We start from the raw sequence: 12,772 nt of genomic DNA, 5'->3' as shown, positions 1-12,772 counted from the left end.
CAATGAGAGTTGGTTTTAATTTAAGCTTTTTTGACTAAAAAGTAGCTATAACGAATCAAAACGTAAGTAACTGCGAAGAAGGCAATTACAAGTTCTATCACGGAGAGAGGAGTAAGTAAGGCTGTGAAGGCCGGATAACTTTGAGCCATAAGATGAACCGCAGTAGCAGAAATAACCAAAGGGAAGGTAAAGGCAGCGTAGCTTGGGTAAAAAGGTAGACGGAGCAAAGGAATAACGAGGACCACAGTTGCAAGATAAATCAACTGTGAAAGCAGGAATAAACAGAAAACAAAAAGATTTGACTTGCTTTCTGTCACAGTGAGGTAGGCTGCTAAACAGAGAGAACCTGGAGCTGTAAGGATGGTGATGAGTGGAAGCGTCGACTCATGCATTTTTTTGAAAATAAAGATACGATGTGTAATAATCGGGAGCAATATAAAGTAGAAGAGGAGCGCAGGCCAAAGTACGATACGGCCGATTTCTAGATTAAATACTGTTGCTGTATTGGGGATAACACCTAAGCCTACAAAGGTAATAAACCAGCTCGGATAGACATGGACCATTCCGACTTTTTGCGGCAAGATGTGAAGAGCAACAAAATAAGCCATCAAGAGAAAATGTAGGAAGATAGCAAGCAGCCAAATGAAGTAAACCAGACTTGAGTGGGGGAAAATCCTATTGAGAAAGACACAAATGACCATCCAAGCCATAGTGAAAGTTGGGGAAACTGAGCCAACGATAGGATCCTTAAGAGCTTCCAGCAGATGGCGCATCGTAAAAATAAGTTTCAACATGATCAGAAACATAAAAAAGAGACCAACAAGGTCAAAAGTATTTCCTAGAAAGGTGAATCCTTTGGAATAAAGTAGATTTCCCAAGGAGACCATACCTAAAATTAGACCGCAAATAGGGATAGGGATTTTTTTCAAAAAATTTAAAAACATTTGTTTCATCGAGAACTCCTAGTATTTACATGATTATTGAGTATGAACTTTAGTGAAACTAACAGTTCAAGCACTGCTTTAAGTATAAAACACTTGATTTAATTTGTAAAATGAATTATTGTAATTATAGTAATAGAAAAAAGTAATAAAAAAATAAAGGAGATATAATGTTTTCACTGTTTGAAACCTTCATCGCCATATATGAAACGCGGAGTTTTACCAAAGCAGGGCAGTACTTGTTTATTTCCCAACCCACAGTGACGGTCAGGATAAAGAAATTAGAAGAAGAAGTGGGCAATTCGCTTTTCATTCGCGGAAAGAACCGCGAAGTCATTCCTACAGAAGCAGCAAAATTGCTGTATAAGAAAGCAGTCCAGTATGTTCAAGACTGGGAAAACTTACAATCTGAACTCAATCAGACGACACTTGCCAAGAAACCTTTTAAAATTGGGATATCACAGAGTGCAGCCATCGGAATTATGCCTTTGCTATACCCTAAACTTGTTCCTTACTTGGATCAGATTGATTTAAAAATATCTATGTATGATTCAGAAAAAGTTTTTAATAAGGTTGAAAATCATGATTTGCATTTTGGCATTATCGAAAAACCTTTGGCAAGTGAGCAGGTAGAAGCCTTTCCACTGTTTAAAGATGAATTAGTTCTTGCAGGTAACTTAGAGAGCGAAACTTTTTTTACAAGAGAAATTGGTTCAGGTGTAGGGCATTACATCAAGAAATATCTCCAAGAAGAAAGCTTTAAACCACGTTACTTGGTAAGAATGAACAATAATGACATGATTATTGCCCATATTCAAGCTGGCTTAGGTGTGTCTTTAATTTCAAAACGCTTTATTTCAGAAGGAATGCCTTATCAAAGTTTAGGCAACAAATATCAGCGGAGCTTTACCAGTATTACTTATGCAGAAGAAAAAGACCCTCTTATGCTAGAAATTGTGCAGCATATCAGAGAATCTATTGTGGGAGATGTCGCATTAACCAATCGCCAATAGTGTGGTAGACCTCTTCATATTCTGTCTCAAAGAGAATCTCATGACGTAATTCAGGAAAAAGCTGGAGTTTGAGGTGTTTAAAACCTGCTTTTTGGAGTTTCTGATAAACTTTTTGCGGTCCTTTGCCCCAGTCGCCGACTGGATCAGCAGCACCGCTGATAATTAGAATTGGCAAGTCCGCGGGCATATTATACATCCAGTTTTTTTGGTTGGCTCTATGGACTAGTGAGAAAAGTGTCGCAAAACCATTACGTGTAAACGTAAAGCCAAGTAGAGGATCATTTTCATAGGAAGAGACATTACTTTGATTTTTCGAAAGCCAGTTAAAATTCCCTTTTTCAGGGAATTTTTTGCTATAGCTACCAAAAGCAAGCTTATCTATCAAAGGAGCGACAACTTTTGGTTTTTTTTGACTTATTTTCTTAATGAAGGGCAGGAAGAAATTCAAATGGAGAGGACTTGTCCCCGTTCCCATAAATATCACCCCCTGAATATCAACAGGATAATCTTGCAGAACGTTACGCAAAGCAAAAGAACCCATACTGTGTCCCATCATGAAATAAGGCAGTGTGGGGAGCTTTTTCTTTGCCCAAGTTTTGACTTTATAAATATCAGAGATGATATTCTGGGGACCAGCGGTACCAAAGTAACCGTAAAGGGGCTCTTTCTGCTGTACAGAATGCCCATGTCCTAAGTGGTCATGACCGACCACTGCGAACCCCAAACTATTGAGGTAGAGGGCAAAAGCATGGTAGCGTTCAATGTTTTCTGCCATGCCATGAATGAGTTGGATTACCGCCTTTGGATGTTCCAGCGGCCAGTAAAGCAGATGTAGCTCAGTTTGCTCATCGCTAGATTGTAGGGTGTATTGTTCAACCATATCGGAAAGTCCTCTTTCAGTAAATCATTATCAGGTTGAAATTTATTATAACAAAAAAAAGGACAAGCTGCTGCTGCCTTGAGAGTCATCGTTGCTCTTTGAAAGCACATTAGGCTTAAATGTACAGAAATTTAAGTTATGGTATAATACACAATATCTCACATTCGCAGAGTAGAATAGTTCCACAGAATATGAGGGATAATTCTCTGAGCGAAAGGTGTGGTATAATAGTTATGACTTTATCACACAGAAAGAAGAAAGGAACACATGGTCTATTATCCTGAACCAATCGCTAAACTTATAGAAAGCTTTAGCAAACTGCCCGGTATCGGGCAAAAAACAGCAACACGTCTCGCCTTTCACACGATTGGTATGGATGATCAAGATGTTAATGAATTTGCCCGAAACCTTATTTCGGCAAAACGTGATTTACGTTTTTGCTCGGTTTGCGGTAATCTGACAGAGAGTGATCCCTGTGCTATCTGTGAAGACCCTCTGCGTGATCGCACAACCATATTGGTTGTAGAGGAAAGTAAAGATGTCTTAGCAATGGAGAAAATCCGCGAATACAGAGGGCTGTATCATGTTTTGCACGGAACGATTAGTCCAATGAATGGTATCGGACCGGACGAAATTAACGTGAAAAGTCTCTTAACTCGTCTCATGGGAGACAGCGAAGTAGAAGAAGTTATTCTCGCGACAAATGCAACATCTGATGGTGAAGCAACGGCGATGTATCTTTCACGGATGATTAAACCCGCTGGAATCAAAGTGACCCGCTTAGCGCGTGGCCTTGCAGTTGGCTCAGATATTGAGTATGCGGATGAAGTTACCCTATCCAAAGCAGTTGAAAATCGTATGGAAATTTAAGTGGAGAAAATTATGTCAAAAGAAACATTGATTTTATTATATGGTGGTCGAAGTGCAGAACGAGAAGTTTCCGTTCTTTCAGCTGAAAGCGTAATGCGTGCAGTAAACTATGACAAGTTTAGAGTGAAGACTTACTTTATCAGTCAAGCTGGTGATTTTATCAAAACACAAGAATTCACTGAAACACCCGCAGAAAATGAAAAATTAATGACCAATGAGACGGTCAAGCCAGAACAAAAAGTTGCACCATCGGATATTTATGAAAAAGATGCAGTGGTTTTCCCTGTTTTACATGGGCCAATGGGCGAAGATGGCTCAATTCAAGGCTTCTTAGAAATTATGCGTCTAGCTTATGTTGGTCCCAATATTTTATCGGCCAGCAGTACAATGGATAAACTTTTAGCTAAGCATGTATTTAGTGCTGTAGGTGTACCGCAAGTTCCTTATGTTGCGGCATATGCTGATGAAAATCAAGAAAAAATTCATGCAGAAGTTCAAGAGAAATTGACTTTCCCTGTTTTTGTCAAACCGGCCAATATGGGTTCAAGCGTTGGCATTTCTAAAGTCAGCAGCTTGGAAGAGCTAGAAGCAGGTCTTGCAGAAGCTTATAAATATGATAATCGTGTGGTGATTGAACAAGGGGTTAATGCACGAGAAATCGAATGTGCTGTTTTAGGAAATGGGGGCAAAGTGCGTTCAACACTGCCTGGCGAAGTCGTTAAAGACGTTGATTTTTATGACTACCGTTCAAAATACATCGATAATAAAATCGAAATGGCAATTCCAGCAGATATTCCAGCAGAAGTCGCACAGAAAATGCGTAACTATGCAGAGAAAGCTTATCAAGCAATGAATGGTGCGGGACTCTCACGTTGTGACTTTTTCTATGATGAACAAGGAGATAGCTATCTCAATGAAATTAATGCCATTCCAGGATTCACACAATGGTCAATGTACCCATTGCTCTGGGAAAATATGGGACTTTCATACAGTGAGTTGATTGAAGAACTTGTTTCTCTGGCTCAAGAAGCCTTCGAAATTCGTGAAAGTCATCTCTTATAAAAATAGAACAACTTCAGGCCACGAACCTGAAGTTTTTATTATCATTCTTTCTGCTTTAGCAGAATAGAATGATAATACGCAAGGAGCGAAGCGAGTGGTGAACCCTTAGCTATTCTTTCTGCTTTAGCAGAATAGAATGATAATACGCAAGAAGTGTATGGGCTGAGCACACTCTTTTTGACAAATTATGAGGCGCCCTATATAATGAGAGGAAAGAGGAGATACACATGGGAACAATTTACGACAGCAAGACCAAAAATAGATTGAAAAGAGCTGATGGTCAACTGCAAGGCGTGTTGCGCATGCTAGAAGAAGAAAAAGATTGTGATGCTGTAGTGACACAACTTAAAGCAGTACGTTCAAGTTTAGACAGTTTGATCGGTCTGATTGTAGCTGAAAATTTACAAAACTGCCTTCTACTATTAGAAGGTGACGATGAAAAAGAACGTGAGAAGAAAATAAGTCAAGCCATAAAAATGATTATTAAAAAGTAATTGTTTTTGAACAGAAGGTTATAGGCTACCGTTGACAACCGTACGCTGTATCTTTAGGGCGAATCGGTGCGTTATGAAAGGACTTTTGATATAATAAACTCATCATGAAACTAACACTACACGAAATAGCCCGCATTGTCGGTGCAACAAATAATTGGTCAGAACTGGCAGATACAGAAATTCATAATATTGAGTTTGACAGCCGCAAAATCCAAGAAGGTGATCTTTTCTTGCCACTTAAAGGTGCAAGAGATGGTCACGCATTTATTGAGACAGCCTTTGCACAAGGTGCTCTTGCGACATTCGCTGAACAAGAAGTAGCCCAGCCCCATTTACGTGTTGAGGATTGTCTAGAGGCTTTCCAAAAATTAGCCCAGTATTATCTAGAAAAAACAGCAGTAGAAGTTATCGCTGTGACGGGATCAAACGGGAAAACCACAACCAAAGATATGATTCAGGCTGTACTTTCGGAAAAATATAAGACCTATAAGACACAAGGCAATTATAATAACGAAATTGGAATGCCTTATACCGTTCTTCATATGCCTGATGACACTGAAAAAATCGTGTTGGAGATGGGCATGGATCGTCTGGGGGATATTGACCTTCTATCTAAAATAGCCAAGCCTAAAATTGCTCTTGTTACGCTTATTGGTGAATCACATTTGGAATTTTTCGGTACACGCGATAAAATTGCTGAAGGAAAGCTTGGAATTAAAGCGGGCTTGCGCCCAGATGGTGAACTTATTGTGCCTGCAGATAAGATTATTAATAAGTATTTACCAGCAGACACAAAAATTACCCGTTTTGGACCAGATGAGGATATTTTTGTCACACAGCTTATCGAACACAAGGATCAACTCAGTTTCACAACAAACTTCTTAGACGAAGAAATTACAATTCCAGTGCCGGGTAAATTTAATGCAACTAACGCAATGCTTGCGGCTTATGTGGGTAAGTTGCTTGACATTGATGAGGCCAAAATCAAGCACGCTCTGTCTCATGTTGCCTTGACACGTAACCGTACAGAGTGGAAGAAGGCAAGTAATGGCGCAGATATTCTTAGTGATGTTTACAATGCTAACCCAACGGCTATGAAACTTATTTTGGAAACCTTCCAAGCCATACCTAAAAATGAAAGTGGACGGAAACTCACTGTTCTTGCTGATATGCTCGAACTAGGTGATCAAGCTCCAGAACTTCACGCAGGAATTGCCGCAGCAATTGATTTCTCGAAAATAGATCACGTTTATCTCTATGGTGACTTGATGAAATATTTGCAAGCAGAATTACCAGAAGATAAAGTATCGTACTTTACCGACCTTAACCAATTGACGGAGACACTCCAAAACACGCTTCAACCTCAAGATCAACTTTTACTCAAAGGATCTAACAGCATGAAATTAGGAACAATCGTTGAAGAGTTACAAAACTAAGCACGCAAGGAGCGGAGCGAGTGGTGAATCATTAGCCATTCTTTCCGCTTTAGCAGAATAGAATGATAATACGCGAGGAGAATTAGCCTCGCTTTTTTTCTTTTTCAAAAGAAGTATTGTGCTAAGAGCAAAATTATATTGTGAAAATGTCAGATAATGTTCGGAAATGACGTATAAAAAAATTAAATGGCAAAAATTTAGAAAAAATATGTAGAAAAGTCTTTACAATTCAGATTGAATTAAGTATAATAGAGAACATAATAAATTTTCAGACAATAATAAACAAATGCAAATTGTCGGATAAGTCAAACAGAAAGAGGATGTTACATGGATAATTGGAAAAAAGTATCATTAGGAACACTTGCCCTGGCTTCGGTCGGGCTCTTGGCAGCATGTGGAAATGGCGGAGGTGGCTCTAAGACAGCTAACCCACAACTTTCCGTTCCGACAAATATTGCTACATTGGATTCGGGCTTGGCTACAGACACTTACTCAAACCTCTTCATCGGGAATACCCAAGAAGGATTGACACGTGTAGATGATAAGGGTGTGGCGCAAAACGCGATGGCATCAGATATTAAAGTCTCTGATGATGGCTTAACATATACCATCACTTTGCGTGATGACTTGAAATGGTCAAACGGCGATGAATTGACAGCAAAAGACTTCCTTTATTCATGGCAACGTGCTGTAAACCCTGCAACAGGTTCACAGTACGCTTACTTGCTTGGTAACATCAAGAATGCCAATGAAATTAACACAGGTAAGATTAAAGACCTCAATCAGTTGGGTGTAAAAGCTAATGGCGACCATGAGTTGGTGATTACTTTGACACAACCAACACCATACTTTAAATTCCTCTTGGCAAACAGCGTTTACTACCCTGTAAACAAATCAGCTGTTGAAGAATTTGGTAAACAATATGGAACTTCATCTGATAAAGTCGTTTACTCTGGACCATTCATCTTCAAAAAAGATGCTGGTTGGACAGGGACAAACAACAGTTATTCTCTTGTGAAAAACCCAGATTACTATGACAAAGACAATGTAAAATCAGACGAAATTGATTACACTGTTCAATCTAACCCGAATACAGCGGTTCAACTCTTCAAACAAGGAAAATTGGACCAAGCCAGCTTAGGTACGATGGACTTATACAACGCCAATAAAGGTTACAATGATGGTAAAGATCTTGTTGTCTTGAAAGAAGCAACTACAGCTTACCTTCAATATAACCAATCAGGTGGTGGTACAACAAGCCCAGAAGTTGCTAAAGCATTGCAAAATAAAAATATCCGTGATGCTTTGAATCTTGCGACTGACCGTAAGAGTATCGTTGATCAATTCATTCCAGCGGGTACAGTAGCACAAACATTCACACCAGCAGGTATGTCTGTCACAGCAGATGGTAAAGACTTTGCTGAATTTGCAAAACAAGATTACAACTTCAATGCTGCAAAAGCTAAAGAACTTTGGGAAAAAGGTCTGAAAGAAATTGGTGTTACATCACTGAACATTCAGTACACAACCGATGCTGATGCACCTGTATCAAAATCAGTCGCTGACTTCTTGCAAGCTTCACTTTCTAAAACATTGCCAGGCTTGACACTTACTCAAAAAATCGTACCTTTCCAACAACGTTTGAAAGATTCACAAAACCAAAACTTTGATATCGTTCTTTCACTCTGGGGTGGTGACTACGCTGAACCATCAACATTCTTACAACTCTTTGCAGATGGCTCAGGTTATAACGATGGTAAATTTGTAAATCCTGCATATCAAGCAGCTTGGACAAAAGCATCAACATTGCCAGTAGTCTTGGATGACAAAGCACGTGATGCAGCATATAAAGATGCTGAAGCAGCACTCTTTAATGAATCAAGCATCAACCCATTGTATTACCGTGCAACACCAGCGCTCCGTAACCAACACCTTAAAGGTTTGCAATTCAACTCAACAGGTTTGTCTTACGATCTCAAAGGTGTTTACATCGAAAAATAGTAGGCACTAACATCAAACGAATAAGTAGGGCTTATGAGGCCTACTTTTCGTGTTTTTATTAAGGAATTTTTATATGTTAGCTAAATATCTTGTAAAACGTATCTTATTGATGCTCTTAACATTATTTGTAGTTATTACAGCGACTTTCTTCCTGATGCAGGTAATGCCAGGAACACCCTTTAATAACCCCAAATTAACCCCAGAGCAAATTCAACAATTAAATGTGGCATATGGTTTAGATAAACCTCTTATTGTGCAGTACTTCATTTATCTCCAAAATGCTTTCACGGGTAACTTCGGTACATCATTTACCTTTGCCAACCAACCTGTAAGCACAATGATCGCACAACGTCTTCCGGTTTCAGCACAACTTGGTTTCCAAGCCTTGATTATCGGTGTCGTTGTCGGAACATTCTTTGGTGTTGTTGCTGCCCGCTTTAAAAATACATGGGTCGATGGACTTTTGAGTGTCATTTCTACAGTCTTCTTCTCAGTACCTTCCTTCATTGTAGGTACTTTACTCCTCCTTTACTTTGGTTACACTTGGGAACTTCTTCCAGTATCAGGCTGGGGAACGTTTGCGCAGACTATCTTACCGTCGCTTGCGCTCTCCTTTGCTCCAATGTCACAGGTCATGAGTTTTGTCCGTGCACAGATGATTGAGTCGCTTTCATCAGACTATATCCTCTTGGCACGTGCCAAAGGTTTATCTGATCGTGAAGTCTTATGGAAACATGCGATCCGTAACTCATTGATTCCAATGCTGACACTTATTGGCCCAATGAGTGCCGGGCTCTTGACAGGTTCTGTCCTTATCGAGTCAATTTTCTCGATTCCTGGGATCGGTCAACAGTTTGTACAGTCGATTCCTTCAAAGGACTTCCCTGTCATCATGGGTACTACAGTTGTCTATGCTGTAATGTTGATGGCGATGATTTTGATCACCGATATTATTACAGCGTTTGTTGATCCACGTGTACGTTTGGACTAGAAAGGAGGGGAGAAAATGGAAAATATTAACAGCAAATTTAAACTTGTAACAAACCGTGATTTTGAAGCGAGTGAAATGATCGCAAAACCTGCCCTCACTTTTTGGCAAGATGCATGGCGACGTTTTAAGAAAAATAAAGTAGCAATGGTAGCGATGGTTGTCGTTATCTTCACCCTGTTGTTCTCTGTGGTTTCAACATTTTTTGTCCCACAATCAGCAGCCAATAACTTTGATCCGAATGCGGTTCAAACCTATAAAAACTTACCTCCTAAGCTAGGAAATGTAAATATTCCTGGTTGGAACGGTAATTTTGCAGCACCAGGAAGCACAATCGCAGAAGACCTGTACCAAGTACAAAATGTACCAGAAGGTGAATCTTTTATCTTTGGTACAGACTCTTTAGGACGTTCGATTGCTAAACGTACAATCGTTGGTTTGCGTATTTCCTTGATTATCGCTTTTGCCTCTATCGTCTTTGACGTACTGATCGGGATTACCTATGGTTTAATCTCCGGTTGGATTGGCGGAAAAGTGGACACGGTCATGCAACGTATCATTGAGATCATCAGCTCTATTCCAAGTTTGGTTATTGTAACCATGTTCGGTCTCCTACTTGGGCAAGGTATTGTTTCAATCGTCCTTGCTATTGGTCTCTTTATCTGGACAGGTATCGCCCGACAGGTAAGGAATATGACCCTGTCTCTTAAGGAACGTGAGTTTGTTCTTGCTGCGAAGACCTTAGGGGCCAGCCCGTTCAAAATCATGGTTAAACACCTTATTCCAAACATGTTAGGTGTTATTATCGTACAAATTATGTTTGATATTCCATCGGTAATTTTCTTTGAAGCGGTTCTTTCGGCGATTAACTTGGGGGTTAAACCACCAACAGCATCGCTAGGTTCATTGATTTCAGATGGTATTCAAAGCTTGCAATTCTATCCATTCCAAGTTGCAGTACCTGCAGTAGTCTTGTCTCTCCTGTCACTCGCCTTCTTCCTCTTTGGTTACGGCTTACGTGACGCTTTCGATCCAAAATCAGGCCAAGACTAAGAAATGAGGAAGTAAAATGACTGAAAAAGAAGAAAAAGTACTTGAAGTAAAAAATCTGCATGTTCATTTCAAAACATATGCTGGGAAGGTCAAAGCCATCCGTGATGTTTCGTTTGATTTGAAAAAAGGGGAAACCTTAGCTATCGTTGGTGAATCAGGTTCTGGTAAATCTGTCACTACGAAAACGCTTATGGGCCTCAATGCAGCAAATGCCGAAATCCCTCAAGGAGAGATTCTCTTTAAAGGGCGTAATCTCTTAGACATCAAAGAAGAAGATTGGCAAAAGATTCGCGGCAATGAAATCTCGATGATTTTCCAAGATCCGATGACTTCGCTTGATCCAACCATGCGTATTGGTAACCAAATTGCTGAGCCGTTGATCAAGCACAGAGGAATGAAGAAGAAAGAAGCTTTAGTGAAAGCTTTGGAATTGATGAAGGCTGTAGGGATTCCCCAAAGTGAGCAGCACATTAATGACTATCCACACCAATGGTCGGGTGGGATGCGTCAACGTGCAGTTATTGCCATCGCGCTTGCAGCTGATCCAGAAATTCTTATCGCAGATGAACCAACGACAGCTTTGGACGTTACTATTCAAGCGCAAATCATGCAAATGATGTCAGAGCTTCAACAGCGTATCGAATCATCAATTATCTTTATCACCCATGATTTGGGTGTAGTGGCTGGTTTTGCTGATCGTGTGGCCGTGATGTATGCAGGCGAGATTGTGGAGTATGGAACAGTAGAAGAAATCTTCTATAACCCACAACATCCTTATACATGGGGACTTCTCGATTCTATGCCAACGGTGGATACTGATGTTGAACGTTTGGTTTCCATTCCAGGGACACCTCCAGACTTGCTCAATCCCCCTAAAGGCGATGCTTTTGCCTTGCGTAACCAACACGCTCTCGAAATCGACTTTGAAGAAGAACCACCTTATTTTGAAGTGTCACCAACACATCAAGTAAAATCATGGCTCTTAGATGAACGCTCACCAAAAGTTCTGCCATCTGAAAATATCCAACAACGCTGGACCCGTTGGGAAAAAATGAAAATGAAGGGAAATGCTGAATAATGACTGAAGAAAGAAAAAAACTTGTCGAATTCAAAGGTGTTGACCTGGTTTTCAACAAAGGAAAAAAGAATGTTAATAAAGCCATTAATGACGTTTCCTTTCATATCTATGAGGGAGAAACCTTTGGCCTTGTAGGTGAATCTGGTTCAGGTAAAACAACAATCGGCCGTGCTATCATGAAGCTTTACGACATCAATAAAGGAGAAATCCACTTTAACGGTAATGATGTCAGCAAGATTAAAGGTGCTGAGCTGAAAAAATTCCGTGAAAAAGTACAAATGATTTTCCAAGATCCACAAGCCTCACTGAATGGCAGAATGCGGGTCAAAGACATCATCGCTGAAGGTATTGATGTAAACGGGTTGGCTAAGAATAACGAAGACCGTACAGAAAAGGTCAAAGAACTTCTTAAACTCGTTGGTCTTAACCAAGACCACATGACACGTTATCCTCATGAATTCTCAGGAGGACAACGTCAACGTATCGGTATCGCCCGTGCCTTGGCGGTAAACCCTAAATTCATCGTGGCTGATGAGCCAATCTCAGCTTTGGATGTCTCTATTCAGGCACAGGTTGTTAATTTGATGCGTGATATTCAGGAAAAAGAAGGCTTGACTTATCTGTTCATCGCCCATGATTTATCTATGGTAAAATACATCTCTGACCGAATCGGAGTGATGCACTGGGGTAAAATTCTGGAAATCGGAACATCTGATCAGGTTTACAATGATGCATTACACCCTTATACGCAATCTTTGTTGAGTGCCATTCCTGCGCCGGATCCTATCTCAGAGCGTAGCCGTGTCCCACAAGCTTATGATCCAACAACAGAGTTGGATGGTCAGCCACGTGAATTGCGTGAGATTACGCCAGGACACTTTGTTCTTTCGACAGAAGAAGAAGCCGAAGAATACAGAAAAATTGCAATGGTATAAAAATAACTGCACCTTGAAAGG

12 protein-coding genes are annotated in these 12,772 nt (G+C 40.2%); 10 read left to right on the top strand and 2 right to left on the bottom strand.

All coding sequences use genetic code 11. The annotated features are described in order from the left end of the window. Positions 1 to 20 precede the first annotated feature (20 nt). On the bottom strand, positions 21 to 953 hold the full coding sequence (locus tag LACDD01_RS06475; RefSeq protein ID WP_040086789.1) for a TDT family transporter: 933 nt from the start codon (positions 951 to 953) through the stop codon (positions 21 to 23). A 158-nt stretch (positions 954 to 1,111) separates the two neighbouring features. On the opposite strand from LACDD01_RS06475, the gene LACDD01_RS06470 reads away from it, so the two are divergent. Continuing rightward, on the top strand, positions 1,112 to 1,954 hold the full coding sequence (locus tag LACDD01_RS06470) for a LysR family transcriptional regulator (protein WP_061413852.1): 843 nt from the start codon (positions 1,112 to 1,114) through the stop codon (positions 1,952 to 1,954). On the opposite strand, the gene LACDD01_RS06465 is transcribed toward LACDD01_RS06470, so the two are convergent. Next, positions 1,917 to 2,834: an alpha/beta fold hydrolase gene (locus tag LACDD01_RS06465; RefSeq protein ID WP_061413850.1), complete on the bottom strand. Its 918-nt coding sequence runs from the start codon at positions 2,832 to 2,834 to the stop codon at positions 1,917 to 1,919. The two genes, LACDD01_RS06470 and LACDD01_RS06465, sit on opposite strands and share 38 nt — an antisense overlap. Before the next feature lie 267 nt (positions 2,835 to 3,101). On the opposite strand from LACDD01_RS06465, the gene recR reads away from it, so the two are divergent. From recR to LACDD01_RS06420, 9 genes are all read left to right on the top strand, one after another. Then, complete coding sequence (gene recR / locus LACDD01_RS06460; RefSeq protein WP_017368792.1) at positions 3,102 to 3,704, top strand: recombination mediator RecR; 603 nt, start codon at positions 3,102 to 3,104, stop codon at positions 3,702 to 3,704. A gap of 12 nt (positions 3,705 to 3,716) precedes the next feature. Next, complete coding sequence (locus LACDD01_RS06455; protein ID WP_061413848.1) at positions 3,717 to 4,766, top strand: D-alanine--D-alanine ligase; 1,050 nt, start codon at positions 3,717 to 3,719, stop codon at positions 4,764 to 4,766. A 227-nt stretch (positions 4,767 to 4,993) separates the two neighbouring features. Further along, positions 4,994 to 5,260, top strand: a complete 267-nt coding sequence (locus LACDD01_RS06450) for a metal-sensitive transcriptional regulator (RefSeq protein WP_003133815.1) — start codon at positions 4,994 to 4,996, stop codon at positions 5,258 to 5,260. Between the two features lie 104 nt (positions 5,261 to 5,364). Continuing rightward, entirely contained in the window at positions 5,365 to 6,696 is a 1,332-nt protein-coding gene (gene murF, locus LACDD01_RS06445; RefSeq protein WP_061413846.1) for a UDP-N-acetylmuramoyl-tripeptide--D-alanyl-D-alanine ligase, read from the top strand. Between the two features lie 327 nt (positions 6,697 to 7,023). Further along, a complete protein-coding gene (locus tag LACDD01_RS06440) occupies positions 7,024 to 8,697 on the top strand; it encodes a peptide ABC transporter substrate-binding protein (RefSeq protein WP_061413844.1) in 1,674 nt (557 codons plus the stop codon). Between the two features lie 73 nt (positions 8,698 to 8,770). Then, complete coding sequence (locus LACDD01_RS06435; RefSeq protein ID WP_061413842.1) at positions 8,771 to 9,688, top strand: ABC transporter permease; 918 nt, start codon at positions 8,771 to 8,773, stop codon at positions 9,686 to 9,688. A gap of 15 nt (positions 9,689 to 9,703) precedes the next feature. Further along, the gene (locus LACDD01_RS06430) at positions 9,704 to 10,738 is read left to right on the top strand and encodes an ABC transporter permease (protein ID WP_003133820.1); all 1,035 of its coding nucleotides are present in this window, start codon (positions 9,704 to 9,706) and stop codon (positions 10,736 to 10,738) included. A 16-nt stretch (positions 10,739 to 10,754) separates the two neighbouring features. After that, positions 10,755 to 11,816 (top strand): ABC transporter ATP-binding protein, encoded by a 1,062-nt coding sequence (locus tag LACDD01_RS06425; protein ID WP_003133822.1) that lies wholly within the window; start codon positions 10,755 to 10,757, stop codon positions 11,814 to 11,816. After that, on the top strand, positions 11,816 to 12,751 hold the full coding sequence (locus LACDD01_RS06420) for an ABC transporter ATP-binding protein (RefSeq protein ID WP_061413840.1): 936 nt from the start codon (positions 11,816 to 11,818) through the stop codon (positions 12,749 to 12,751). Before LACDD01_RS06425 ends, LACDD01_RS06420 begins: the two co-directional genes overlap by 1 nt. Positions 12,752 to 12,772: the final 21 nt, after the last annotated feature.

Source organism: Lactococcus sp. DD01, assembly GCF_001578715.1.
Lineage (GTDB): Bacteria > Bacillota > Bacilli > Lactobacillales > Streptococcaceae > Lactococcus > Lactococcus petauri.
The sequence above is the reverse complement of the archived record's forward strand: the minus strand, read 5'-3'. Positions and strand labels throughout refer to the sequence as shown.